This is a genomic window from Pseudomonas pichavaramensis (genome assembly GCF_050473265.1).
Classification (GTDB): domain Bacteria; phylum Pseudomonadota; class Gammaproteobacteria; order Pseudomonadales; family Pseudomonadaceae; genus Aquipseudomonas.
Genome location: NZ_JBJKFJ010000006.1, coordinates 35,985 through 60,781 on the forward strand (window position 1 = coordinate 35,985; position 24,797 = coordinate 60,781).

A 24,797-nucleotide genomic window follows, 5' to 3' on the forward strand; every position below is an offset into this window, starting at 1 on the left:
AAGGGGAACTGCGTTTCCTGCGTCGAGTCTGCTACTGAGTGAACAGGAAAGGAGAGGCAGGTATGCCCAAGCTGATTTTGGACGTCGAGGCGGAACTCTACGACATGCTGCAACAGGCGGCGCGGACCAACCAGCTGAGTCTTCAGGACGAATGCCTACGCCGCCTTGAGGGAGGCGTTCGTCGTTCGCGTTACATGGAGGCATTGCTCGCTGAGCTGCGCGCCGATGACGCGCAGCGACGAGCGGAGCGCAATTGAACCCAGCGCGGGTTCAGATACCGCAATCGCTCTTGTCGAACGTTTCGACTGTCACCGGACGATTGCTGCGGTACTCGCTGAACTGGTAACGCAACTGCGCGCCCTCGGCCAACAGCTTGCGATAGCCCGGGTTGCGGCAGACGCTGGCTGCCAGTTGCGAGCGGACGGTGTCGGGGTTGCCACGCATTTGCGCCGCATGCGCCGGGCGTACGCTGAGGTGGTTGATCAGCGTGTGCCCAACCACGGTATAGCCTTGGTCGAGAATGTCCTCATTGATCGCGCGCGGCGTGCCTTCACTGCTCTGCCGGGCGACCTGTTCCAGCGTACGAGTCAGTTCCATCTCCTTCAGCGAAGCTGCCTGGGCGGTTGGAAGCAGCAGGCTGAGCGCGAGAGCAGGGAGGACGTAACGCAACATGTAGAGTGACTCCTGAAAGCATGGACGAGGGTTGGACAGGGCTTCAGCGCGAATGTTCGCGCTCATGGCCAATTGCCCTCCTGAAATAAAGTGTTACCGATGGGGACATGCTGGCCTCTGGCCGCCGTCCGTCACCACGACCAAAGGCCGGGGATCATCGCTCGAACCTGCGCGTCACAACCTTGAGCCGCCTTGCAGCCGGACGCCGCCTGCGCAGACTGCCTGAAGTCTGTCGCGAATATGGAAGCCCCGGCTGCACGGTGTTCAAGCAGCGTGCAGGAGAATAACAATGACAATGCTCTTTCGGCGCTGGCCATCGCATGTGATGGTCGGCAGTTTACTGGTTTTGCCCGCCGCGCAGGTGCAGGCATCCGGTTATCACTTCGGTTCGCAGTCGGTGGCGGCGCAGGGTTCCGCCCACGCCAATGGCGCCGAGGCGGCCGATCCCTCGACCATTTTCTACAACCCCGCCGGCCTGACCCGGCTCAAGGGCACACAGGTGACATCCGGCCTGAGTATCCTGCTGCCGGATGGTGATTACGAAGACAAAGGCAGTACTGACGTCTTCGGTAATCCAGTTTCGGGCGATGCGGGCGAGTTTCTGCCGGATGCCGCCGCCGCGCCCAACTTCTACTTCTCTCACGAGGTCAACGACCGGGTCACGATTGGTCTGGGTATCTTCACCCCATTCGGCGCCAAGCTGGATTACAAGGAGGATTGGGCCGGGCGCTACGGTATCCAGTCTGCGAGTTTGGAAACCGTGACCTTCAACCCGAGCATCGCCTTTCGTTTCAACGAGCACCACAGCATCGGCTTCGGTGTATCGGCGCAGTACATCAAGTCGGTCCAACGGGGGGCTGCGGATGTCAAAGGCGCTTCGCGGCAATTGGCCGGGCAGTTTGTCAGTGCCAATCAAGATCTTACCGAGCTGGCAGCGTCGCCATTCGGCCAGGTCACCATTCCACTGGTTTACGGGTTGTCCGTACCGGATGAGATAAGCAGTTGTGATGGACAGGTGGACGATGCTTTCGTTGACTGCGTAGCCAGCAACTTTGCCGACAACGTCCAAGGTGATGGGTATTTCCGGGTCAAGGGTGATGACTGGGGCTTTGGCTGGAATATCGGCTACATGTGGGAGCCGACCGAATCGACTCGTTTTGGCGTGTCCTATCGCTCGAATATCAAGCACACCCTCGAGGGTGAAACCAAGTGGAGCTTTTCTGGCGTGTCTGGCAGCGTCCCCTCCCCGCAGACCGACCTGAGCGGGGGGATCGACCTCGGGGTCATTACCTTGCCGCCAGCCGACGCACTAGGGCAGGTCCTGGATCCGGACAACTGGATCAATCCTGGCGATTTCGCAGCGTCGAGTCTCCATCCGAACTCCGACGGCAAGACCGCCATCGACACCCCGGAAATGCTCTCCTTCAATGTCTTCCATCAGCTCAACGACAAGGTGGCGTTGATGGCAGACCTGACCTTCACCCGTCATTCACGGCTCGACGAGGTGCGTATCGGTATCGATCAGGTGGCTGGCTACCCCTACTTCAACGGGGTCAACGAGGGGGATCTGAGCGTCAAGCAGGACTGGAAAGATACCTACAAGATCTCCCTGGGCATGAACTACCAGTACAGTGACGACCTGCTGCTGCGCACCGGGGTTTCCTACGACCGTTCGCCCGTCAACTCACCGCAGTTGCGCCACCCGGCGTTCCCCGATGCGGACCGGTATTGGCTGTCGTTCGGCGCCAACTACAAGATGACGCCCGATACCTCGGTGGATCTCGCCTACAGCTACGTGCAGTTCTCCAGCGGCAAGATGGATTACCAGGATGGCTGCTCCCCTGCCGGCTGGGTGCCGGGTGGCGGCGGTCTGTATCAGGACAGTGGCGTACGCTGCACCGGTAACGGTGGCAACTTCCGCGGTGAGTACGAGACGCGCATCCACTTCATCGGCCTGGCGCTCAACCACAGCTTCTGAAGCGCCTGAGCGGCGGATGGGGGTGCTAGAATCGCGCCCCCTTTCGCCGTTGCTGCTTCCATGACTCATCCTGCCCCACATGCCGTCGCCCGTCTGCGTACAGAACGCCTGGCGCGTAGCCTGAAACCCTTCGTCGCGCGCGGCTCCCGTGCCGAGCGTTGCCCGCAGTGCCGGGTGCAGCCGAATTATTGCCTGTGCGCCTGGCGCCCACAGGTGGAGGCGAACGCAGCCATGTGTCTGGTCATGCATGACATCGAGGCGCTCAAACCAAGCAACACCGGCTGGCTGATCGCTGATGTGGTGCCCGAAACCCATGCCTTCGGCTGGACCCGCACGGCGGTCGAACCCGCGCTGCTGGAGTTGCTGGCCGACCCGCAATGGCAGCCTTACCTGGTCTTCCCCGGGGAATACGTGGCGCCGCAGCGCGTGGTCGAAGAGGTGCAGCTGGATTCTGGCAAGCGGCCGTTGTTCGTACTGCTCGATGCCACCTGGACCGAGGCGCGCAAGATGTTCCGCAAGAGTCCTTATCTGGACGCCCTGCCGGTACTCAGCCTGACGCCAGCCCAGCTATCGCGCTATCGCCTGCGGCGTTCCACACGCGGTGAGCACCTGTGCACCGCCGAGGTGGCAGCCATGTGCCTGGAACTGGCCGGCGACCTGCGTGCCGGCGAGGCGCTGGATGATTACCTGGATGCATTCAGCCAGCATTACCTGGCAGCCAAACGACGTTTGCCGCTGGATCTCAACGACGCGCTGCACCAGCGTCTGCAGGCGTATCGCTGAGCGCGGCCGGCAAGGGCTTCGGCCACAGCTGAGCGAGCAACATGCCGCCGAACATCAGTGCGCAACCCAGGTAGCCGCGTGGCGCCAGCAGCTCTCCGAGCAGCAGGGCGCCGGCGATGGCGGCGAATACGGCTTCCAGAGAAAGGATGATCGCCGCATGCGAGGCGATGGCATGCTGCTGCGCCACCACCTGCAAGGTGAAGCCGACCGCTACGCCGAACAGGCCGCCATAAATGATGGCCGGGCCGGCCTGCAGAATGCCGTCCAGCGTTGCCGTCTCGAACAACAGGGCCAGCAGCAGGCTGATCACGGCGCAGGTGATGAACTGGATCAGTGCCAGGCGCAACGGGTCATGGCGGCTGGCGAAAAAGCCCACCAGCAACACGTGAACACCCCAGACAAAGGCACCTGCCAGCTGCAGCCAGTCACCGGAGGCCACGGTGAAACCCTCGCCGACGCTGAGCAGGAACATGCCGACCACCGCCAGGCTGGCGCCCAGCCAGATACCGATGCTGCTGCGCTGGCCGATCAGCAGGCCGAGAATCGGTACCACGATCACGTAGAGCCCGGTGATGAAGCCGGAGTTGGTCACCGTGGTGAACAGCAGACCGACCTGCTGCAGGTTGATCCCGAGCGCCAGCGCCAGGCCCATGACGATGCCGCCCAGCAGCAGGTTGCGATTCACTGGTGCGGCGGGGCGCTGCTGGCGGCGTTGCAGCAATATCAACACGGGAAGCAGGGCCAGGCAGGCAAGGACGAAGCGCAGGCCGGTATAGAGGAAGGGGCCGATGTTATCCATGCCCAGGCGCTGGGCGACGAAGGCGCTGCCCCAGATCATCGCGGTAATCAGCATCAACAGGTCGGCGCGCAAGGCTTGGCTTCGCATTTCAGCGTCTCGGCAGCAAAGCTGCGCATCCTGCCGCAAAGCATTGAACTTGACCACCCCGTCACAGCTCGGCATGCTGAGCGCCGCCGTCGGTCCGAGTGGGGAGTCTGTCGTGATGGATGAACAGTCTTGAGCGGGCCGTCAGCCAAGCAGCACTGCCATACTCATCTCAGTGCCACTCATAACAAGAGCAGGATCTGCCAATGGCCGCCTATGAAATCCTGATTGCCGATGACCACCCGCTGTTTCGCAGCGCGCTGCAACAAGCACTGACTCTGGGGCTGGGGCCTGATGTGCGCCTGGTGGAGGCTGCCAGTATCGCCGAGCTGGAAGGTTTTCTGGCCGACAAGAGCGATTGGGATCTGGTTCTGCTCGACCTCAACATGCCCGGCGCTTACGGTTTTTCCGGTCTGGTGCTGCTGCGTGGGCAGTATCCGCAGATTCCGGTGGTGATGATTTCTGCCCAAGAAGAAGCGTCGGTGGTCAACCGCTCCCGCGAGTTTGGCGCCAGTGGCTTCATTCCCAAGTCCAGCCCGCTGGAAACTCTGCAGCAGGCCGTGCGCCAGGTGCTCGATGGTGATACCTGGTGGCCGCCGATGGTCGAGGAGGGGGCACCGGTTTCCGAAGAGGCCAAGGCTGCAAGCGCCGGTCTGGCCAGTCTCACGCCGCAGCAGTTTCGCGTGCTGACCATGGTCTGCGAAGGCTTGCTGAACAAGCAGATTGCCTACGAGCTGAGCGTGTCCGAGGCAACGGTGAAGGCGCACGTCACGGCGATCTTCCGCAAGCTTGGCGTACGCACCCGCACTCAGGCAGCCTTGCTGCTGCAGCAGATGGAATCGATTCCGAGCTGATTCAGACGATAGCCGGCAGCACGATCTGGTCGCTGCGCGTCACTCCAGCGGTCAGCGCGCGGCACTGCTCGAGAAATTCGCGCATGGCTGCTGTCTGGTACTTCTGCTTGTGCCAGATGAAGTAGAACTGCCGGCGCAAGTCCAGCTCCGGCGTTTCCACCGGCATCAGGCTACCGCGGCGAAAGGCGTCACGCAGTGCCAGGCGCGAGATGCAGCCGATGCCCAGGCCGGACTCCACGGCCCGCTTGATCGCTTCGGTGTGTTCCAGCTCCAGGCGTATGTTCAGATTACGCGGATGATGACGCATGGCCTGGTCGAAGGTCAGGCGCGTACCGGAGCCTTGCTCGCGGAGAATCCAGGCTTCGCAGGTGAGTTCCTCGAGGCTGGCGCTGCCACGTTGCGCCAGCGGATGCTGCGGCGCGCAGAACACCACGAGTTCGTCTTCCACCCAGGGCTGAATTTCGATATCCGGGTGCTGGCAGTCACCCTCGATCAGTCCCAGATCCAGTTCATAGTGGGCGATCTGTTGCACCACGTGAGCGGTGTTGTGTACCTGCAGTTTCACCCGGCACTCCGGATGCTGCTGCATGAAATTGCCAATCAGCAGCGTGGCCAGGTAGTTGCCTACAGTCAGAGTCGCGCCGACATTGAGCGAGCCATAGCCACTCTTGCCGCCCAGCAGGCGTTCGATCTCGCGAGCCTGATCGAGCAGCGCCACTGCTTGTGGCAGCAGCTGTCGCCCCAGCGCATTGAGCGCCAGGCGCTTGCCGGCACGGTCGAACAGCTGGCAATCGGACTGCCGCTCCAGTTCGGTCAATGATGTACTGGTGGCCGATTGCGAGAGCGCGAGCGACTCTGCTGCCCGGGAGACACTTTCCTGCTGGGCGACCGCGACGAAAACCTGAAGTTGTCTGAGGGTAAATCGCATATCGATATAACCGATAACCTATATCTTGATAATCCACTTAACAGATATTGTTGCCGCGAATAGAATGCCGCGCAATCGCGCCATGTCGCGCCAGGATTCCCGAGGAAAGATCATCATGAGCAATATGAACGTCGAGCGCGTGCTCAGCGTCCACCACTGGAACGATACGCTGTTCAGTTTCAAGTGCACCCGCGACCCAGGTCTGCGCTTCGAAAACGGTCAGTTCGTGATGATCGGCCTGCAGCAGGACAATGGCCGGCCGCTGATGCGCGCATACTCCATCGCGTCGCCGAACTGGGAAGAGCACCTCGAGTTCTTCAGCATCAAGGTACCGGATGGCCCGCTGACCTCGCAGTTGCAGCACCTCAAGGAAGGTGACGAGATCATCATCAGCAAGAAGCCTACCGGCACGCTGGTGCTCGATGACCTGAACCCCGGCAAGCACCTGTACCTGCTCAGCACCGGCACCGGCCTGGCGCCGTTCATGAGCGTGATCCAGGACCCGGAAACCTACGAGCGTTTCGAGAAGGTGATTCTGGTACACGGCGTGCGTTACGTGAACGAAGTGGCCTACCGCGAGTTCATCACCGAGCACCTGCCGCAGAACGAGTTCTTCGGTGATGCCCTGCGCGACAAGCTGATCTACTACCCCACGGTCACCCGTGAGCCGTTCGAGAACCAGGGCCGCCTCACCGACTTGATGCGCAGCGGCAAGCTGTTCGCCGACATCGGTCTGCCACCGATCAACCCGCAGGACGACCGCGCGATGATCTGCGGCAGCCCGAGCATGCTCGACGAGACCAGCGAAGTGCTCGACAGCTTCGGCCTGAAGATCTCCCCGCGCATGCGTGAGCCGGGTGACTACCTGATCGAGCGCGCTTTCGTCGAGAAGTAAGCGCCTTCGGTAAACAACAAAGCCGCCCAATGGGCGGCTTTGTTGTTTCAGGCGATTGATGCGTCTCGTAGCCGGAGGCAGTCCGGGGGATACGTGTTCCAGGATTGCATCCGGGCTACAACGGCGTTTACAGACGCTTTGCGTCGATGATCAGCACCGGCTCGCGCGGTACGTTCTGGTGCATGCCGCGGTTGCCGGTAGGCACCTGGGCGATCTTGTCGACCACATCCATGCCGCGGGTCACCTTGCCGAAAACAGCGTAGCCGAAGTCACGCGAGCCGTGGTCGAGGAAGGCGTTGTCCTTGTGGTTGATGAAGAACTGGCTGGTGGCCGAATCGCGCGCCTGGGTACGGGCCATGGCCAGGGTACCGCGCACGTTGTGCAGGCCATTGTCGGCTTCGTTCTTGATCGGCGCCTCGGTGTCCTTCTGACGCATATCGGCATCGAAGCCGCCGCCCTGGATCATGAAACCCGGAATCACACGATGAAACTGGGTGCCGTTGTAGTAGCCGCTGTCGACGTACTTGAGAAAATTCTGCGTGCTGATCGGCGCCTTGTCGGCCGCGAGTTCCACTTCGACTTCGCCCATGCTGGTGGTCAGCAGCACCTTGGGATTTTCCGCCGCCAGCAGGCTGGTCGACAACAGCACGGCACCGGCAGTGATAACGAGTTGTTTGAACATGATGGTCAGTTTTCCTTGTTGGCAGATTCGCCGAGAAAGGCGAGCAGGGCGCTATTAAAGCGTTCAGGTTGATCCAGTGGTGTGGCGTGGCGCGAATTTTCGATCACCAGCAGGCGTGCGTTGGGCAGTTCTGTCACGTACTCGCGCTTGCGTTCAACCGGTGTGTAATCCTGGTCTGCGCTGATGACCAGCGTAGGACAGGTGATGCGCGCCAGGCGTTCCCGCACGCCCCAGCCGATGATGGCGTCGAGGCTGGCAAGATAGGCGCGCTTGTCATTCTGCGGCCAGCGCTCCTCGACCTTGCGTCTCAGCTCTGCTTGCTCGGGCTTCGGGAACAGCAGCTTGGCCAGCGCCTTGGCAATGGTCTCCAGGCTGAGCAGGCGCGATAGCGTCCAGCGTTTACCGATTTCCAGCCAGTCACGCGCATTTCTGGCTTTCACTTCGGGCGCGCTGTTGACGATGGTCAGGCTGCGCAGCATTTCGGGGCGGTCGACCGCTAGCTGGAAACCGATCATCCCACCCATGGAAATACCCACCAGATGCACCGGCGGCAATTGCAGGTGCTCGATCAATGCCGCCACGTCATCGGCGAAGTCGGCGATTTGGTAGGCATCGCGTGGTTTGTCCGAGCGGCCATGGCCACGCACGTCGAGGGCGACGACCCGATAGTGCTGGCTGAGCTCGGGGATCTGATATTCCCAGTCGCGTGTGCTCGAGCCCAGGCCATGTACCAGCAGCAGCGGGGCGCCGTGTCCGTAGTTCTCGTAATGCAGTTGGCAGCCGTCATTGTCGAAATAGGGCATGGCAGAGCTCTCAGTTGTTCGACTGGGGGGCTGCGAAGGGCGCATCCAGCGGCGCGGCATCGAAGTTCTTGATCAGCTCGATGAGAATCTGGGTAGCTGGGCCGAGGACCCGGTCCTTGTTGCTGTAGAGGAAGAAACGCGGTTTACGCAGCCCGCCCTGAGTCAATGGCAGCGCTTTGAGTACGCCTTCCTTGAGTTCTCGCTCGATCAGGTGGCGTGGTAACCAGGCGAAGCCCAGGCCGCTGCTGACGAAGGTGCGTGCGGTCGGCAGGCTGCCCACTGTCCAGCGCTGTTCCGCGCCGAGCCAGCCTGCATCGCGAGGCTGCAGTCGGCCTGTGTCGCGGGTTACCACCTGCATCTGTCCTTCCAGGTCCTGAAAGCTCAGCTCGCGCTGCAGGCGGTGCAGTGGATGCTCGGGGTTGGCGACAGCGATGAATTCCACTTCGCTGAGTTCGATACCCAGGTGGCCGGTGATATTCAATGCGCTGATGGCCAGGTCGGCGGTGCCTTCCAGCAGCACCTCCTCGACCCCGGACAGCACTTCCTCGCGCAGGCGCACGCGGCAACCGCGGCTTTGCGGCATGAAGGCCGTCAGTGCGCGGACGATATTCGCTGTGGGATACGCAGCGTCCACGACCAGGCGTACTTCGGCTTCCCAGCCTTGCTCCATATGGTGCGCCAGATCCTCCAGCTGGCTGGCCTGCTTGACCAACTGCCGCGAGCGGCGCAGCAGTACATCGCCTGCTTCGGTCAGTACCGCCTTGCGCCCGTCGATGCGCAGCAGCGGCACGCCGAGCTGCTCCTGCATGCGTGCCACGGTATAGCTGACCGAGGACTGCGAGCGGTGCAGAACCTCGGCGGCCTGGGCAAAACCGCCCTGGTCGACTACCGCCTGCAAGGTGCGCCACTGGTCCAGGGTTACTCGGGGAGCTTTCATCACACTATCCTGTTACCGGCTGTCATCACCGGTGATCTCGACCTACACTGGCGCTCCAACGATGGAGAGCACCGATGAATAAAAACCTCTGCCTGCTGTTCGCTTTTCTGCCGCTGATGGCTCAGGCCTATCCAATCGATCTGGAGAAGCAGCTTAACGGCGCTGAAGTATCGGCCACTACCCGGGAAATCGATCACAACATGGCGGCGCTGATGCTCTACAACTATGGCGAGAGTGAAGCAGAGTGCAGAGCGGTTTTCCGCAATGGCCCAGAGGCGCCTCGCACGCGGCGTGCCGTATTGGCTCCGGGTGCCAGCAACAACATGACGGTCAAGTTCTCCCGCAGCGTGATTCGACTGCGTGTTGCTCTGACCTGCGGCCTCAAGTAGTCAGAGCCTAGACTTGGCCAAGAGTTAAATCAACTTTATCGATATATGTAAGCGGATATTTACGCTTTTTAATCGATCCTGGCGAATTTAGTCTGAGCTCCATCGATTCCACCCACCTCGATGGAGCCTCAGGTATGTCCCGTATTCTCGTTATCGAAAGCAGCGCCCGCCAACAAGGCTCGGTCTCCCGTGAGCTGACCCAGCAATTCATCGCCAGCTGGCAGGCCGCTCACCCGGCTGATCAGATCCAGGTTCGTGACCTGGCCGTCGAGCCGGTGCCGCATCTCGACGCCACGCTGCTGGGCGGCTGGATGACGCCGAGCGAGCAGCAGAGCGAGGCGGAGAAAGCGGCACTGGCACGCTCTAACCATTTGACCGAAGAACTGCTGGCTGCCGACGTGCTGGTGCTGGCGGCGCCCATGTACAACTTCGCGATTCCCAGCACCCTCAAGGCCTGGTTGGATCATGTGCTGCGCGCAGGTGTCACCTTCAAGTACACCGAGACCGGCCCGCAGGGCCTGCTGACTGGCAAGCGTGCGTTCGTGCTGACGGCCCGTGGCGGCATCTATGCCGGCAGCGCCCTGGATCACCAGGAGCCTTACCTGCGTCAGGCGCTGGCTTTCATCGGCATCCATGATGTGCAGTTCATCCACGCTGAAGGCCTGAATCTGGGCGGTGAATTCAGCGAGAAAGGCCTGGCGCAGGCTCGAGCCAAGCTGGCTGAAGTGGCCTGATATCGTCTCTCCTGAGCGCCCGCCAATGGGCGTGTTATGCCGGTCGCTTCGCGAGGAGTGGCCGGCTTTTTTATCTTTTGCCGTTCACGCCTCGGCCCGCCTTCAGCGACGGTAAGCGTTTCTTGCGCAGCTGGGCTCAGTGAGCGCTGTCAGTGGATGCACGGCATCTGGATTGTCCGGCGCTGGCGAACGCGCTAAGGTCGCCGCCTTCCTTCGGAGGTGGCTGTGCGATATCTGCTGATAGTGACCCTGCTGTGGGCTTTTTCCTTCAGCCTGATCGGTGAATACCTGGCTGGTCGGGTCGACAGCTACTTTGCGGTTTTGACGCGCATCGTCATTGCCGGCCTGCTGTTCGTGCCGTTGACCCGCTGGCGCGGTCATGCTCCCGCGTTCGTGCGCGGCATGTTGCTCATCGGCGCGCTGCAGTTCGGTATCACCTACGTCTGTCTTTATCTGAGTTTCTCGGTACTCACGGTGCCGGAGGTGCTGCTGTTCACCATCCTCACACCGTTGCACGTGACCCTGATCGAGGACGCGCTCAATCGTCGGTTCAACGTCTGGGCGCTGCTCGCCGCTCTGGTGGCCGTACTGGGGGCCGGGATAATTCGTTACGACGGCATCAGCAGCAGCTTCCTGCTGGGTTTCCTGTTGTTGCAGGTCGCCAACTTCACCTTCGCCGCCGGCCAGGTTCTGTACAAACACCTACTGCTGAGATTCCCGTCGCCCGAGCCGCAGTATCGGCGTTTCGGCTTCTTCTATCTGGGCGCCTTGCTGATCGCGTTGCCGGCCTTTCTGCTGCTGGGTGATAGCGAGCGCCTGCCAAGCGGCGCGCTGCAATGGGGCGTGCTCGGCTGGCTCGGCGTAGTGGCCTCGGGTCTGGGCCTGTACTGGTGGAACAAGGGCGCCAGCCTGGTCGACGCTGGCATTCTGGCGGTGATGAACAACGCGCTGGTGCCTGCGGGCTTGCTGGTCAATCTGCTGATCTGGAATCACGATGCGGATGTGCTGCGCCTGATTGTCGGCGGCGTGGTGATCGCGCTCTCGTTGCCGATCGCCGGGTTGGGGCGCAAACGGATGGAGGCACGCTGATGCATCTGTCCGGACGTGGTGTTGCGCTGTCTGTAGGCGCTTCGGTGCTGTTCGCCGTGCTGCCCGGCTATGTGCAGTGGCTGGCACCGCTGGATGGTGTGCAGATCTTCGCCCAGCGCGTGCTCTGGTCCATTCCTCTGGTGTTACTGCTGGTGCTGCTGACGCGGCAGACCGCGCTGCTCAGGGATACTTTTGCGCGCCTGCGTCGGGAGCCGCTGCTGCTCGCCGCCTGTCCGCTGGCGGCAGCGCTGATCGGCGTGCAATGGGGGCTGTTTCTCTGGGCGCCGCTGGCAGGTCATATGCTGGAAGTCTCCATGGGTTATTTCCTGTTGCCGCTGGCGCTGGTGCTGACTGGGCGCATGTTCTACGGCGAGAGACTGCGCCCATTGCAGCGCTTGGCAGTGATGTGTGCGGTGCTCGGCGTGTTGCACGAACTCTGGCGTACCCAGGCGTTTTCCTGGCTGACGCTGGTAACCGCGCTGGGTTACCCGCCCTATATGATGTTGCGCCGCTGGATGCGCCTCGATGCATTGTCCGGTTTCGTGCTTGAGATGCTGATGCTGGCGCCCTTGGCCATCTGGCTGATCGTCGCGCATGCGCCGCCGGATGCCTTTGGCGCCAGGCCGGAGCTCTGGCTGCTGGTGCCTGGCATGGCCCTGATCGGCACCCTGGCCTTCGCATCGATGATGGCTTCAAGCAGGCTGCTGCCGTTGGGGCTGTTCGGCATTCTCAGCTATGTCGAGCCGGTGCTGTTGTTTGCCGTGGCACTACTGGTGCTGGGGGAGACTTTCGACGCCGGGCAATGGCTGACATACCTGCCGATATGGACGGCGGTGTTGCTGGTTGGCTGGGATAGCGCGCGGCTGTTACGCAAGCAGCAGCGCGAGGTCGTCAGGCCGCATTGATTCGTGGCGCGGGAATCTGCGTGAGCTGAGAGGCGGCTTTCTGCACTTTGTAATGCACTTGCAGCGTGCCGCTATTGAAGCGGCGCTGATCGCTGAGGGTCAGGCTGCGTTCCATGCCCGTGGCCAGCAGTGGAATGCCGGCGCCGAGCAGGTGCGGCACCAGATTGATCACTACTTCGTCGATCAAGCCGGCGGTGTAGCAACTGCCCGCAAGCAAGCTGCCGCCTACCAGCCATACACGTTGAAAACCGGCTTTCCCCAGGGCAGCGACCGCTTGCGCAGGCGTGCAGTGCGTCAGTTGCACCTCGTCGGTGGCCTTGGGTAAGGCCAGGCGGGTAAGGACCACGCAGGGCTTGCCAGGATAGGGCCAGGGGCCGCCGCGACGAAGCAGGGCTTCGTAGGTGCCGCGACCCATGAGCAGTGCGTCGATGCCGGAGTAGAAGTACTGGAAGCTGTACTCCTCGTCAGCCTGACGCAACGAATCGAACCAATCGATACGGCCATCGGGGCGAGCGATGTAGCCATCGAGGCTGGAGGTGATGTGATAGATCAATGACGGGTTCATGGTAACGCCTCGGCTGGCCATCTATCGATTTGAGTGGGGCGGCATGGACAAGTTCGTCTTGCGCCGTACCGCTTGTCGGTAGATCGCCGAATAATTGTTCAGTCGAGTACGTTTCGCAGAATTTCGTAAACGATTCCGCTCGCGATAGCCACCAGTACCACATCGCGGCCGATCTGCTTCCACTCATAACCGTCGTAGTGCGGCAGTCGCGCGTTCAGCCGGCTGTCGAAGTTCTTGGCGATACCCGGTGGCAGCGGCTTACCGCGAGCCAGGTTCTTGGCGATGCCTGGGGGCAGAGACGAGGTTGGGCCGATCAACTGGCGATTCTCTCCAAGGATGATGCGAACCCTACCGATATCGATGCTGGGGCCTCGCACGTCGATTCGTACGTCTTCCTGCTGATCCTGGTGGCCCTGCTTGCCTTTGCCCGCCGGCGGGCTGCCGAGAACAGGGGAGGCCGCGAGCAGCGCGCAGAGGCCCAGGCACACTGCTGATTGAGGCTTGATGAACATGAGAGAGACTCCTCTGGAGTGATATCAATCTGACTTTCGGGGGGGCGCAGTTCCCGTTTGCCTGGCATCAAGAATAGCGCTGCTAAGGGCTACGATCGTTGGTCGAGTGCAAAGAAATTCGGCCCGCGCGCCGGAAACCGTTAGGCTATGCACCGTTTTGTCGATTTCTCGAGGTAGTGCCCCCGTGTTTGCCCAATTCGCCCTGCATGAACGCCTGTTGAAAGCCGTGGCCGAGCTTAAATTCGTCGAGCCGACTCCGGTGCAGGCCGCAGCGATTCCTCCTGCGCTGGAGGGCAAGGACCTGCGCGTGATCGCCCAGACCGGCAGCGGCAAGACTGCTGCCTTCGTGCTGCCGTTGCTCAACCGACTGCTCGGTGACGGCAGCTCCCAGCCGCGCATGAGCATCCGTGCGCTGATCCTGCTGCCGACCCGCGAGCTGGCGCAGCAGACGCTCAAGGAAGTCGAGCGCTTCGCCCAGTTCACCTTCCTTAAGGCTGGCCTGATCACCGGTGGCGAGGACTTCAAGGTGCAGGCCGCACTGATGCGCAAGATCGACATCCTGATCGGTACGCCCGGTCGTCTGATCGAGCACGCCAATGCCGGTAACCTGCCGCTGGACGAAGTCGAAGTGCTGGTATTCGACGAGGCCGACCGCATGCTCGACATGGGCTTCGCCGAGGACGCCCAGCGTCTGGCCGAGTCTTGCGGGCCGCACCAGACCCTGCTGTTCTCCGCGACCACCGGCGGCAATGGCCTGCGCGAGATGGTGGCCAAGGTGCTCAACCAGCCGCAGCACCTGATGCTCAATAGCGTCAGCCAGCTTAACGAGGGTACCCGCCAGCAGATCATCACTGCCGACCACAATCACCACAAGGAGCAGCTGGTTGACTGGCTGCTGGCCAACGAGACCTACGACAAGGCCATCGTCTTCACCAACACCCGGGTGCAGGCCGATCGCCTCTACGGCAAGCTGGTGGCGGCCGGGGTCAAGGCCTTCGTGCTGCATGGCGAGAAGGATCAGAAGGATCGCAAGCTGGCCATCGAGCGCCTGCGCCAAGGCGCGGTCAAGGTGCTGGTGGCCACTGACGTGGCGGCTCGTGGTCTGGATGTCGAGGGCCTGGACCTGGTGATCAACTTCGACATGCCGCGCTCCGGTGACGAATACGTGCACCGCATCGGCCGCACCGGCCGTGCCGGTGGTGAGGGCCTGGCCGTATCGCTGATCTGCCACAACGACTGGAACCTGATGTCGAGCATCGAACGCTACCTCAAGCAGCGTTTCGAGCGCCGCAGCATCAAGGAGCTCAAGGGCGTTTATCAGGGGCCGAAGAACCTCAAGGCTTCTGGCAAAGCAGCCGGCAGCAAGAAGAAAAAGACCGAGAAGAAAGAGCCGAAGAAAGCCGCTGCGCCCAAGCGCAAGAGCGGCCCACGTCCTGCGGGCAAACCCTCGGCGCTGGTCAGCGCCGACGGCAGTGCGCCGCTCAAGCGCAAGAAGCCGGCAACTGAGTAAGTAGGCTGTTGTGGGAGGCGCTTTAGCGGCGAGTCGCGGCGCAAGACCCTCCCACAGTTTCACTCCACCCCGACGAAACCGCCGGTCTGGTGCTGCCAAAGGCGGGCATACAGGCCGCCATGGGCGATCAGCTCGGCATGGCTGCCGGTTTCGATGACCTGACCCTTGTCGATCACCACCAGGCGATCCATGCGCGCGATAGTCGACAGGCGGTGGGCGATGGCGATCACCGTCTTGCCTTCCATCAGGCTATCCAGGCTTTCCTGGATGGCCGCTTCCACTTCCGAATCCAGTGCTGAGGTGGCCTCGTCCAGAACCAGAATCGGCGCATCCTTGAGCAGCACCCGCGCGATGGCGATGCGTTGGCGTTGCCCACCGGAGAGCTTGACCCCGCGTTCACCGACCTGGGCATCCATGCCGTGCCCACCCTGACTGTCGTCGAGAGTGGGAATGAAGGCGTCGGCGCGCGCCTTGCGCACCGCTTCCCAGAGTTGTTCGTCGCTGGCATCGGGCTTGCCGTAGCGCAGGTTGTCGCGGATCGAGCGGTGCAGCAGGGCGGTGTCCTGGGTGACCACGCCAATGTGGGCGCGAAGACTCTCTTGGGTCACCGTGGCGACATCTTGACCGTCGATAAGGATGCGCCCGCTTTCCAGGTCGTAAAGGCGCAGCAGCAGGTTGACCAAGGTCGACTTGCCGGCGCCTGAGGGGCCGACCAGGCCGATTTTCTCGCCGGGACGGATGTCGATGTCCAGCCCACTGATCACGCCGCCCTGTTTGCCGTAGTGAAAGTGGATGTCTTCGAAGCGTACGCCACCCTGTCGCACCTGAATCGGCTCGGCGCCGTCGTGATCGAGTACCTGGCGTGGCTGAACGATGCTCTGCATGCCATCTTGCACGGTACCGACGTTCTCGAAGATGCCGTTGACCACCCACATGATCCACTCGGCCATGTTGTTGATGCGGATGACCAGACCGAGAGCCAGTGCGATGGCGCCGGTACTGATCAGCGACTGGCTCCACAGCCACAGCGCCAGGGCGCCGGTACCGACGATCAGCACGCCATTCATGCAGGTGATGAGAAAGTCCAGCGCAGTGATGGTGCGCGACTGCAGGCGAAACTTGTCGAGCAGATCCTGCATGGCTTCGCGCGCGTAGCTTTCCTCCTCCTGCGAGTGGGCGAACAGCTTGAGCGTGGCGATATTGCTGTAGCCATCCACCACGCGCCCCATGACCTTGGAACGCGCGGATGAGGCTGCTGCCGAGCGTGCCTTGATACGCGGCACGAAGTACCACAGCGCGGCGCTGTAGCCGACTATCCACAAGGCCAGTGGCAGCACCAGGCGCAGATCGGCTGCAGCGAACAGGTACAGGGCGCTACCGGCATAGACCAACACATGCCACAGCGCATCGATCACCTGCATGGCCGAGTCGCGCAGCGAGGGGCCGGTCTGCATCACGCGCTGGGCGATACGCCCCGCGAAGTCGTTCTGGAAGAAGCTCAGGCTTTGTTTCAGCACGTAGCGGTGGTTCTGCCAGCGAATCAGATTGGTCAGTCCCGGGTTGACTGCCTGATGGGTAAGCAGGTTGTGCAGGCCGAACACCAGGGGGCGAATCACCAACGCCACTAGCAGCATCCACAGCAGTTCCGTCTGATGTTCGGCGAAGAAGCGGCTGGCGTCGTCGCTGGCCTGCGCCATGTCGATCAGTTGGCCGAGGAAGCTGAACAGAGCCACTTCGATCACGGCAGCGAAGAAACCAACGATCAGCACGGCGACCATCAAAGGCCACACCTGTTTCAGGTAATGGCCATAGAAACGCAGCATGCCTGCTGGTGGCGCGACGTCGGGGCTGGGTTTGAAAACGTCGATCAACGACTCGAAACGGCGAAACAGCATTGCAGGCGTCCTGCCTCAGTGGAGGGGGACGCCGATAGTAACGCTGTTAGTGCGAGCGAGTCTCAGTTAAAAGCGGTTTCTGCAGCTCGCCGGCCCAGGCCAGCAGCGGCACCTCCAGCTCCGGTTGCCAGATGCGTTTGAACAGCAGGGCCAGATGTTCCGCTTCGCCGCGTTCGAAAGGCAGCCGCTCGACCGGCTCATGCGCCTGCCACTGGCCTCCCTGCAGGTGTGCGAAGTCGAAGCGGAAAGGATGGAATCCGGTCATGCCCAGGCGCAGGTCGGTGACGATCAGATGCTCGCCGACCTGGTCGTAGCGCAGTATGCCGCCGGTAAACCAGTCCAGACGCTCATGCATCGGCGCGTTCTCGAGTTGCTCGCGTAGGTGCGTACCGCGTGGCAGACGCTGCAGGTGCGGGGTGTCGTCATCGAGCCAGCCGACCAGCGCTTCGTGATAGTCCTCGCCGTCGAGCACGATTACCCGCCACAGCAGGGTATTGAACGGCGTCGGAGTGACGAACAGTTTTTCTGCCTGAATGCCCTGGCGCGCCAGTTCCTGCTCCACGCGCTGCTCGGCCATGAACTTGCCGGCCAGGCTGAAGCCGATATACAGCGTCGACACCGCCAGTGCCACTGCTGGCACACGCCAGCTCTGCTCGCGCAGGCCGTTGAACAGGCTGATCACCACGGCTGCGATCAGCGGCACGGTATACAGCGGATCGATGATGAACAGGCTGGACCAGGCCGTTGGGGTGGGCATCAAAGGCCAGAACAGTTGCGTGCCGTAGCTGGTGAAAGCATCCAGCAGGGGGTGCGTGATCAGCACCAGCCACAGTGTCAGTAGCAGGCGGTTGGCCGAGTAACCCGGGTGAGGGCGCAAGCGCCTGGCCAGCCAGGTAAGAAGCAGGGCGAGGCCGCTGAGTACGAATAGCGAATGGCTGAAACCCCGGTGATAGGTCATGTTGGCCACGGCGTCGCCGTAGTCCATGATCACGTCCAGATCGGGAACGGTCGCGAGCATGGCGCCGTAGAGAAGCGCCTTGCGACCCTGCCAACGACCGAGAAGCGCGCCCTGGATGCTGGCGCCGAGTACCGCCTGGGTTATGGAGTCCATCGAGTGCTTCCGAAAAAATACTGGCCGCTACGTTAGCTGAGCCGATGTCTGAATGCCGTGGGGAAATTTCAAGCAAAGGTTACAGTCACCACGGGTATCCTGTGCTCATGCCCCACAAGAAACCATGCACATGCTGATCGTCTCCAACAGCGTCCATCTCCCGGATGATGAAATCGAGCTGACCGCCATCCGCGCCCAGGGCGCTGGCGGGCAGAACGTCAACAAGGTATCCAGCGCGGTGCATCTGCGCTTCGACAGTCAGGCCTCGTCACTGCCGCCGTTCTACAAGGAGCGCCTGCTGGCCGTGGCTGATAGCCGCGTCACGGCGGGCGGTGTGGTCATCATCAAGGCGCAGCAGTACCGCACTCAGGAACAGAACCGCGCCGATGCGCTGGAGCGTCTGGCGGAGTTGATCCGCAGCGTCGGCAAGGTGGAGAAGAAGCGTCGCCCCACCAAGCCGACGCTGGGCTCGAAAAAGCGTCGTCTTGATGGCAAGAGCAAGCGCGGGGCGATCAAGGCCGGGCGAGGCAAGATTGATTTCTAGTGGCGTGGCAACAGTCGAGCTCCACGCGCACCGGCTGTGGTGTGCAGCCCCGTGACACCCTACCCGCGTCCGGCCAGATAGGTCTGATAGTCGGGAATGCGGTATTGGTGTTGCTGTTCCATCAGGTCGCTGCTGAGCAGGTAGTCGGCGCTGCTCTCATTGCATGCCACCGGGATGTTCCACACGGCGGCTACACGCAACAAGGCCTTGATGTCCGGGTCGTGCGGTTGAGGCTCGAACGGATCCCAGAAAAACACCAGCATGTCCACGCGCTGTTCGGCTATGCGTGCGCCGATCTGCTGGTCACCGCCGAGCGGGCCGCTGATCATGCTTTCCACCGGCAGCGCCAGACGTTTGCTCAGCAGCAGACCGGTGGTGCCGGTCGCCAACAATTGGTGCCGGCTGAGCCTGTCGCGCTGGCGCTCGCACCAATCGAGCAGGAAACCCTTGCAATGGTCGTGCGCTACCAGGGCGATGCGCTTGCGGGCCGGCAAGGTGGCCTGGGTGAAGCTGATGCGGCTCATCGGATTTCCTTGTCAGTGCATGCGTGCCAGGAGCAGGCAGTTGTCCAGCATACGGTTGGAAAAGCCCCATTCGTTGTCATACCAGGCCATGACTTTGACCAGCTTGCCGCTGACCTTGGTGTGATTGGCATCGAAGATCGATGACAACGGGTTGTGGTTGAAGTCACAGGAAACCAGCGGTAGCGCGTTGTAGCCCAGCACCGGCGATCGTTCGCTGGCCGTCTTGAACAGGGCGTTCACTTCTGCGGCACTGGTTTCGCGTTCGGTCTGCACGGTCAGGTCGACCAGCGACACGTTGATCACCGGTACGCGCACGGCCATGCCGGTAAGCTTGCCGGCCAGTTCCGGCAGTACCAGGCCAACGGCTTCCGCCGCGCCGGTCTTGGTCGGGATCATCGACTGAGTGGCCGAGCGCGCGCGATAGGGATCGCTGTGATAGACGTCAGAGAGATTCTGGTCATTGGTGTAGGCGTGGATGGTGGTCATCAGGCCCTGCTCGATGCCCAGTTCACGCTGCAGCACCTGTGCCACCGGTGCCAGGCAGTTGGTGGTACAGGAGGCGTTGGAGATGATCTGCATGTCAGGCGTCAGCACCTGTTCGTTGACCCCGTAGACCAGCGTGGCATCGGCGCCCTTGGCGGGGGCGGAGATCAGCACTTTGCGTGCCCCGGCGGTAAGGTGCGCGGCGGCCTTGTCGCGTTCGGTGAACAGCCCGGTACACTCGAGTACCACGTCGACCTGATGGGCCCGCCAAGGCAGGTCGGCAGGGTTGCGGATGGCGCTGACGGCGATACGGTCACCCTTGATCCACAGACTGTCGCCCTCAACCTGAACCTCTTCGGGAAAATGACCGTGGACGCTGTCGTACTGCAGAAGATGGGCGTTGATCGCGCTGTCACCCAGGTCGTTGATCGCCACGACCTGCAGGTGCTGGCGATAATTCTGGGTATAGAGTGCACGTAGCACGTTGCGGCCGATACGGCCGAAGCCATTGATGGCGATTCGTAGTGTCATGGTGAGGGTCTCGTAAATTTGTTGTTGTAATTACAAGATTATTCCCATTGCTATGGAAATCAAGCGCACTGGATGGCAATATTTTGTTGTAAATACAAACAGACGCTAGCAGCTAGCCTGGAGACTCCCCATGCACCCCCGCGTTGTTGAAGTGACCCAACGTCTTGTCGAGCGCAGCCGCGCCACGCGCCAGCGCTACCTTGAGATGATCCGTGCGGCCGCCAGTGAAGGCCCGCAGCGGGGCAAGCTGCAATGTGCCAACTTCGCTCACGGTGTTGCCGGTTGTGGCAGTCAGGACAAGCAAACACTGCGTCTGATGGATGCAGCCAACGTGGCCATTGTTTCTGCTTACAACGACATGCTGTCGGCGCACCAGCCTTACGAGACCTTTCCCGAACAGATCAAGCAGGCCCTGCGCGAACTCGGTTCGGTCGGGCAGTTCGCCGGCGGCGTGCCGGCCATGTGCGATGGTGTCACCCAGGGCGAGCCGGGCATGGAGCTGGGCATCGCCAGCCGTGAGGTGATCGCCATGTCCACCGCCGTGGCGCTGTCGCACAACATGTTCGATGCCGCGTTGTACTTGGGTGTGTGCGACAAGATCGTGCCGGGGCTGGTGATGGGCGCGCTGCGTTTCGGTCATCTACCTTCGTTGTTCGTGCCGGCGGGACCGATGACTTCGGGCCTTTCCAACAAGGAAAAGGCCGATGTGCGCCAGCGCTACGCCGAAGGCAAGGCGACCCGCGATGAGCTACTGGCGGCGGAAATGGCCGCTTACCACGGGCCAGGCACCTGCACCTTCTATGGCACTGCCAACACCAACCAGTTGCTGATGGAGGTGATGGGCCTGCATCTGCCGGGCGCCTCCTTCATCAATCCGGGCACGCCGCTACGCGACGCGTTGACCCGTGAAGCGGCGCAGCAGGTCACGCGCATGACCCGGCAGAGTGGGCAGTTCATGCCCATCGGGGAAATCGTCGACGAGCGCTGCCTGGTCAACTCCATCGTCGCCCTGCATGCCACCGGCGGTTCGACCAACCACACCTTGCACATGCCGGCCATTGCGCGTGCTGCCGGTATTCTGCTGACCTGGCAGGACATGGCTGATCTGTCCGAGGTGGTGCCGACCCTGGCGCACGTCTATCCCAATGGCAAGGCTGACATCAATCATTTCCAGGCCGCCGGCGGTATGGCCTTCCTGATTCGCGAACTGCTCGAAGCCGGGCTGTTGCATGAAGAGGTCAATACCGTAGCCGGGCGCGGCTTGTCGCGTTACACCCGGGAGCCTTTTCTCGAGGATGGCAAACTGGTCTGGCGTGACGGCCCCGACAAAAGCCTCGAGGAAAATGTCCTGCGCCCGGTGGCGCGACCGTTCTCGGCCGAGGGCGGTCTGCGCCTGATGCAGGGTAATCTCGGGCGCGGTGTGATGAAGGTGTCCGCGGTGGCGCCGGAACATCAGGTGGTTGAAGCGCCGGCACTGGTCTTCGAAGATCAGCTGGAACTTGTGGAAGCGTTCAAGGCAGGCAGATTGGAGCGCGATTTCGTTGCCGTGGTGCGTTTCCAGGGGCCGCGCTGCAACGGCATGCCGGAGCTGCACAAGATGACGCCTTACCTGGGCGTGCTGCAGGATCGCGGCTTCAAGGTGGCGCTGGTGACCGATGGGCGCATGTCCGGCGCCTCGGGCAAGATCCCGGCGGCAATCCATGTGTGCCCGGAGGCTTTTGATGGTGGGCCGTTGGCGCGAGTGCGTGACGGCGACCTGATTCGCGTCGATGGTCGCAGCGGACAGTTGTTGTTGCAGGTCGATGAGGCTGAGTTCGCAGCGCGTGAGCCGGCACTGCGGCCTGTTCCGGCAATTGGTTGTGGGCGTGAGTTGTTTGCCTTCATGCGCCAGAGCTTCAGCACGGCGGAGCAGGGCGCCAGTGCCTTTACCGAGAGCCTGGAATCGCTGGTCTGAGCCGACACAAAATAGCCCGGCTGAAATCCGGGCTATTGTTCAGGCGCCGTTTTGGAGTCGGCGGGTTGCCCCGCCTATCCTGATGCCGTCCGGCAAGGTCTTTCAAGCTGCTTTGGGTAGGCGCCCCGCCTCGGAGCGAAGCTTCATCAATGGGGCCTTCGCCCTGATTCGCAGCGGGGCGCCGCTCCTACCTGTTCAGGCCTGTGTCTTGCTTTAGATGCCTTGCGGAATTTCTTCGCCGCCCAGCGCGGTGAACAGTTCCGGGAGGAACTCCACCAAGGTCATCATCATCAGAACGAAGCTCGCGTCCTGCTGAGCCAGCGCGTCATCGCCACCGTCCTGCTCGGCTTGCTCCTGCAGCACGTCTTCAAAGCGCAGGCGCTTGATGGTCAGCTTGTCGTCCAGTACGAACGACAGCTTGTCCTGCCAGGCCAGCGACAGTTGGGTGACCTGCTTGCCGGTGGACAGGTGCAGCTGGATTTCCTCGCTGGTCAGGTCCTGGCGCTTGCAGCGCACCACACCGCCGTCCTCGTGGGTGTCGCGCAGCTCGCACTCGTCGAGCACGAAGAAGCCTTCGGCAGCGCTCTGGTTCTTCAGCCAGTCGGTCAGGGTGGCAGTCGGCGCGATCTTCACCGAGAGCGGGCGCACCGGCAGCGATCCGATGGCTTCGCGCAGGGTAGAGAGCAGATCCTCGGCTTTCTTGGCGCTGGCGCTGTCGACCAGAATCAGGCCTTGCTTCGGTGCGATGGCGGCGAACGTGCCGGATTTGCGGATGAAGGCGCGCGGCAGGAAAGTCTGCACGATCTCGTCTTTGATCTGGTCGCGCTCTTTCTTGTACACCTTGCGCATCTGGGTGTTTTCGATTTCGTCGACCTTTTCCTTCAGGGCGTCACGCACCACCGAGCCCGGCAGGATGCGCTCTTCCTTGCGTGCGCCGATCAGCAGGAAGTCACCGCTGACATGCACCAGCGGCGCATCGGCGCCTTTGCCGAAGGGCGCGCTGAAGCCGTAGGTGGTCAGCTCCTGGCTGGCACAGGGGCGCGCCGGTTTGCTGGCCAGCGCAGCTTCCAGTGCTTCGGCGTCGAAAGGGATGTCCTGGGTAAGGCGGTAGACCAGCAGGTTACGAAACCACATGAGCGGGGGACTCTCCATTGGTGTTGGGTCACAAGGCGGCGCCATCCATTGACCTTTCCCGTTTCAGAAAGGAGGCGCGTAGCGACGGATAAAGGTAACGGACAATGATTCGTCCACTCGATAGAGCGCGCATTATTCTCTGCTGGCGAGCTCAGGCCAACCCTGACCACGGTGCGCTGAGAAAATTCGCAGGTATCACCTAAGTTCTTGCTGGGGCGGTAAATTTTTTTGCAAAGAGGGCTTGCCAAGGTTCGGAACGCTCTCTAAAATGCGCCCCACTTCGAGAGTGAATGGGGTGGTTAGCTCAGCCGGGAGAGCATCTGCCTTACAAGCAGAGGGTCGGCGGTTCGATCCCGTCACCACCCACCAATCTCGCAGTTACGCGCAGCGGTAGTTCAGTCGGTTAGAATACCGGCCTGTCACGCCGGGGGTCGCGGGTTCGAGTCCCGTCCGCTGCGCCATTCTCTCCTCGCTTCATCCCCTCCTGTGACAACGCTTCGGTATTCGCCCGAGATCTTCGAAAAAATCCTTTGTTTGCTTGAACTTATGCGCATTGCTCGGCTCCTATGCCGTAGCCAGTGATTGCGGCGTACTGCTAAGCTCGCGCTTTCACACGACGGCCTTCGGGCGCATCTACAAGGAACAAGCATGAAACAGCATCGTTTGGCGGCAGCGGTTGCTCTGGTAGGCCTGGTGCTTGCCGGTTGCGATTCGCAAACCAGCGAAGTCGAACTCAAGAGCCCCGCACAGAAAGCCTCCTACGGCATCGGCCTGAACATGGGTCGCAGTCTGTCCGAGGAAGGGATGGACGATCTGGACTCCAAGGCCGTCGCCCAGGGCATCGAAGACGCGCTGGCGAAGAAAGAGCCGCGCATCAAGGATGAAGACATGATCGAAGCCTTCTCCTTCCTGCAGAACCGTGCTGAAGAGCGCATGACCGCGCTGAACAAGGAAGCCGCTGAAGCCGGCAAGAAATTCCTTGAAGAGAATGGCAAGCGTGAAGGCGTCGTGACCACGCCGTCCGGCCTGCAGTATGAAGTGATCAAGAAGACCGAAGGTGCGCAACCGAAGGAAAGCGACGTGGTGACTGTTCACTACGAAGGCAAGCTTACCGATGGCAGCGTCTTCGACAGCTCCGTCGCTCGCGGTAGCCCCATTGATCTGCCGGTCGGCGGCGTGATTCCGGGTTGGGTGGAAGGCCTGCAGCTGATGCATGTGGGTGAGAAGTACAAACTGTACATCCCCAGCGAGCTGGCCTACGGCGAACAGAGCCCGTCCCCGGCCATTCCGGCCAACTCGGTGCTGGTGTTCGACCTGGAACTGATCGGTATCAAGGACCAGGCTTCTGATGCAGAGCCAGCCGAGCCGGCTGCGCAGTAACACTTCACGGCTTCACGACAACGCCCCGTCTTGACGGGGCGTTGTCGTTTCTGGGCTAGGGGTGGTAGATGCGGTGTTACGCTTATGCACATCATGGGAAACATTCCTAACAAGGTTGCACT

At 61.7% G+C, this 24,797-nt stretch carries 26 protein-coding genes and 2 tRNA genes; 15 read left to right on the forward strand and 13 right to left on the reverse strand.

The annotated features are described in order from the left end of the window. The first annotated feature begins 62 nt into the window (after positions 1-62). Complete coding sequence (locus ACJRW5_RS11370) at positions 63-257, forward strand: hypothetical protein (protein ID WP_484570619.1); 195 nt, start codon at positions 63-65, stop codon at positions 255-257. A gap of 13 nt (positions 258-270) precedes the next feature. On the opposite strand, the gene ACJRW5_RS11375 is transcribed toward ACJRW5_RS11370, so the two are convergent. Next, positions 271-672 carry a quorum-sensing-regulated virulence factor family protein gene (locus ACJRW5_RS11375; RefSeq protein WP_484570620.1) on the reverse strand — a complete coding sequence of 134 codons (402 nt, stop codon included), beginning with the start codon at positions 670-672 and terminating at the stop codon, positions 271-273. Positions 673-961: 289 nt separating this feature from the next. On the opposite strand from ACJRW5_RS11375, the gene ACJRW5_RS11380 reads away from it, so the two are divergent. Next, the gene (locus ACJRW5_RS11380) at positions 962-2,650 is read left to right on the forward strand and encodes an OmpP1/FadL family transporter (protein WP_484570621.1); all 1,689 of its coding nucleotides are present in this window, start codon (positions 962-964) and stop codon (positions 2,648-2,650) included. A 60-nt stretch (positions 2,651-2,710) separates the two neighbouring features. Continuing rightward, entirely contained in the window at positions 2,711-3,433 is a 723-nt protein-coding gene (locus ACJRW5_RS11385; protein WP_484570622.1) for a tRNA-uridine aminocarboxypropyltransferase, read from the forward strand. Here ACJRW5_RS11385 and ACJRW5_RS11390 read toward each other — a convergent pair. Then, positions 3,393-4,319 carry a DMT family transporter gene (locus ACJRW5_RS11390; protein ID WP_484570623.1) on the reverse strand — a complete coding sequence of 309 codons (927 nt, stop codon included), beginning with the start codon at positions 4,317-4,319 and terminating at the stop codon, positions 3,393-3,395. The two genes, ACJRW5_RS11385 and ACJRW5_RS11390, sit on opposite strands and share 41 nt — an antisense overlap. Positions 4,320-4,522: 203 nt before the next feature. On the opposite strand from ACJRW5_RS11390, the gene erdR reads away from it, so the two are divergent. Continuing rightward, positions 4,523-5,170 (forward strand): response regulator transcription factor ErdR, encoded by a 648-nt coding sequence (gene erdR, locus ACJRW5_RS11395; protein ID WP_484570624.1) that lies wholly within the window; start codon positions 4,523-4,525, stop codon positions 5,168-5,170. Between the two features lies 1 nt (position 5,171). Here erdR and ACJRW5_RS11400 read toward each other — a convergent pair whose 3' ends face one another. Then, positions 5,172-6,098 carry a LysR family transcriptional regulator gene (locus tag ACJRW5_RS11400; RefSeq protein ID WP_484570625.1) on the reverse strand — a complete coding sequence of 309 codons (927 nt, stop codon included), beginning with the start codon at positions 6,096-6,098 and terminating at the stop codon, positions 5,172-5,174. A 115-nt stretch (positions 6,099-6,213) separates the two neighbouring features. Here ACJRW5_RS11400 and fpr point away from each other — a divergent pair, with 115 nt between their 5' ends. Further along, positions 6,214-6,993 (forward strand): ferredoxin-NADP reductase, encoded by a 780-nt coding sequence (fpr, locus tag ACJRW5_RS11405; protein ID WP_484570626.1) that lies wholly within the window; start codon positions 6,214-6,216, stop codon positions 6,991-6,993. A 127-nt stretch (positions 6,994-7,120) separates the two neighbouring features. On the opposite strand, the gene ACJRW5_RS11410 is transcribed toward fpr, so the two are convergent. Genes ACJRW5_RS11410 through ACJRW5_RS11420 form a run of 3 tightly spaced genes read right to left on the reverse strand, consistent with a single transcriptional unit; the run spans position 7,121 to position 9,415 of the window. Then, complete coding sequence (locus ACJRW5_RS11410) at positions 7,121-7,675, reverse strand: peptidylprolyl isomerase (protein WP_484570627.1); 555 nt, start codon at positions 7,673-7,675, stop codon at positions 7,121-7,123. Between the two features lie 5 nt (positions 7,676-7,680). Further along, positions 7,681-8,478 carry an alpha/beta fold hydrolase gene (locus ACJRW5_RS11415; protein ID WP_484570628.1) on the reverse strand — a complete coding sequence of 266 codons (798 nt, stop codon included), beginning with the start codon at positions 8,476-8,478 and terminating at the stop codon, positions 7,681-7,683. 10 nt (positions 8,479-8,488) lie between these two features. Continuing rightward, positions 8,489-9,415, reverse strand: coding sequence for a LysR family transcriptional regulator (locus ACJRW5_RS11420; protein WP_484570629.1), 927 nt, complete (start codon positions 9,413-9,415; stop codon positions 8,489-8,491). A 74-nt stretch (positions 9,416-9,489) separates the two neighbouring features. Here ACJRW5_RS11420 and ACJRW5_RS11425 point away from each other — a divergent pair, with 74 nt between their 5' ends. The 4 genes from ACJRW5_RS11425 to rarD all read left to right on the forward strand — a co-directional run bounded on the left by ACJRW5_RS11425 (position 9,490) and on the right by rarD (position 12,532). Next, positions 9,490-9,804, forward strand: coding sequence for a 3-phosphoglycerate kinase (locus ACJRW5_RS11425; protein WP_484570630.1), 315 nt, complete (start codon positions 9,490-9,492; stop codon positions 9,802-9,804). A 134-nt stretch (positions 9,805-9,938) separates the two neighbouring features. Next, positions 9,939-10,538: an FMN-dependent NADH-azoreductase gene (locus tag ACJRW5_RS11430; protein WP_484570631.1), complete on the forward strand. Its 600-nt coding sequence runs from the start codon at positions 9,939-9,941 to the stop codon at positions 10,536-10,538. 225 nt (positions 10,539-10,763) lie between these two features. Next, complete coding sequence (locus ACJRW5_RS11435; RefSeq protein ID WP_484570632.1) at positions 10,764-11,627, forward strand: carboxylate/amino acid/amine transporter; 864 nt, start codon at positions 10,764-10,766, stop codon at positions 11,625-11,627. Then, the gene (gene rarD / locus ACJRW5_RS11440) at positions 11,627-12,532 is read left to right on the forward strand and encodes an EamA family transporter RarD (RefSeq protein ID WP_484570633.1); all 906 of its coding nucleotides are present in this window, start codon (positions 11,627-11,629) and stop codon (positions 12,530-12,532) included. Before ACJRW5_RS11435 ends, rarD begins: the two co-directional genes overlap by 1 nt. Here the strand turns inward: rarD and ACJRW5_RS11445 are convergent. Together ACJRW5_RS11445 and ACJRW5_RS11450 are read right to left on the reverse strand one after the other, a co-directional pair. Continuing rightward, the gene (locus ACJRW5_RS11445; protein WP_484570634.1) at positions 12,519-13,097 is read right to left on the reverse strand and encodes a dihydrofolate reductase family protein; all 579 of its coding nucleotides are present in this window, start codon (positions 13,095-13,097) and stop codon (positions 12,519-12,521) included. The genes rarD and ACJRW5_RS11445 overlap by 14 nt on opposite strands. Before the next feature lie 98 nt (positions 13,098-13,195). Then, positions 13,196-13,609, reverse strand: coding sequence for an anti-virulence regulator CigR family protein (locus tag ACJRW5_RS11450; protein WP_484570635.1), 414 nt, complete (start codon positions 13,607-13,609; stop codon positions 13,196-13,198). A 163-nt stretch (positions 13,610-13,772) separates the two neighbouring features. Between ACJRW5_RS11450 and ACJRW5_RS11455 the strand changes: the two genes are divergently transcribed. Further along, positions 13,773-15,119, forward strand: a complete 1,347-nt coding sequence (locus ACJRW5_RS11455) for a DEAD/DEAH box helicase (protein WP_484570876.1) — start codon at positions 13,773-13,775, stop codon at positions 15,117-15,119. 59 nt (positions 15,120-15,178) lie between these two features. Here the strand turns inward: ACJRW5_RS11455 and ACJRW5_RS11460 are convergent, their stop codons facing one another. Both ACJRW5_RS11460 and ACJRW5_RS11465 read right to left on the reverse strand, forming a co-directional pair. After that, a complete protein-coding gene (locus ACJRW5_RS11460) occupies positions 15,179-17,014 on the reverse strand; it encodes an ABC transporter ATP-binding protein (protein WP_484570636.1) in 1,836 nt (611 codons plus the stop codon). A 46-nt stretch (positions 17,015-17,060) separates the two neighbouring features. Then, the gene (locus tag ACJRW5_RS11465) at positions 17,061-18,125 is read right to left on the reverse strand and encodes a metal-dependent hydrolase (protein ID WP_484570637.1); all 1,065 of its coding nucleotides are present in this window, start codon (positions 18,123-18,125) and stop codon (positions 17,061-17,063) included. Between the two features lie 130 nt (positions 18,126-18,255). On the opposite strand from ACJRW5_RS11465, the gene arfB reads away from it, so the two are divergent. Continuing rightward, on the forward strand, positions 18,256-18,669 hold the full coding sequence (arfB, locus tag ACJRW5_RS11470) for an alternative ribosome rescue aminoacyl-tRNA hydrolase ArfB (protein WP_484570638.1): 414 nt from the start codon (positions 18,256-18,258) through the stop codon (positions 18,667-18,669). A 59-nt stretch (positions 18,670-18,728) separates the two neighbouring features. Here the strand turns inward: arfB and ACJRW5_RS11475 are convergent, their stop codons facing one another. Continuing rightward, entirely contained in the window at positions 18,729-19,193 is a 465-nt protein-coding gene (locus tag ACJRW5_RS11475) for a methylglyoxal synthase (protein WP_484570639.1), read from the reverse strand. A gap of 12 nt (positions 19,194-19,205) precedes the next feature. After that, the gene (gene gap / locus ACJRW5_RS11480) at positions 19,206-20,207 is read right to left on the reverse strand and encodes a type I glyceraldehyde-3-phosphate dehydrogenase (RefSeq protein ID WP_484570640.1); all 1,002 of its coding nucleotides are present in this window, start codon (positions 20,205-20,207) and stop codon (positions 19,206-19,208) included. 130 nt (positions 20,208-20,337) lie between these two features. Between gap and edd the strand changes: the two genes are divergently transcribed. Next, the gene (gene edd / locus ACJRW5_RS11485; RefSeq protein WP_484570641.1) at positions 20,338-22,161 is read left to right on the forward strand and encodes a phosphogluconate dehydratase; all 1,824 of its coding nucleotides are present in this window, start codon (positions 20,338-20,340) and stop codon (positions 22,159-22,161) included. A gap of 213 nt (positions 22,162-22,374) precedes the next feature. Here the strand turns inward: edd and rdgC are convergent, their stop codons facing one another. Next, positions 22,375-23,295, reverse strand: a complete 921-nt coding sequence (gene rdgC, locus ACJRW5_RS11490) for a recombination-associated protein RdgC (RefSeq protein ID WP_484570642.1) — start codon at positions 23,293-23,295, stop codon at positions 22,375-22,377. 293 nt (positions 23,296-23,588) lie between these two features. On the opposite strand from rdgC, the gene ACJRW5_RS11495 reads away from it, so the two are divergent. The 3 genes from ACJRW5_RS11495 to bamJ all read left to right on the forward strand — a co-directional run bounded on the left by ACJRW5_RS11495 (position 23,589) and on the right by bamJ (position 24,675). After that, a tRNA-Val gene (locus tag ACJRW5_RS11495) sits at positions 23,589-23,664 on the forward strand. A 15-nt stretch (positions 23,665-23,679) separates the two neighbouring features. Then, a tRNA-Asp gene (locus ACJRW5_RS11500) sits at positions 23,680-23,756 on the forward strand. A gap of 187 nt (positions 23,757-23,943) precedes the next feature. Next, positions 23,944-24,675, forward strand: a complete 732-nt coding sequence (gene bamJ / locus ACJRW5_RS11505) for a BamJ family beta-barrel-assembly machinery protein (RefSeq protein ID WP_484570643.1) — start codon at positions 23,944-23,946, stop codon at positions 24,673-24,675. The last annotated feature ends 122 nt before the right edge of the window (positions 24,676-24,797 follow it).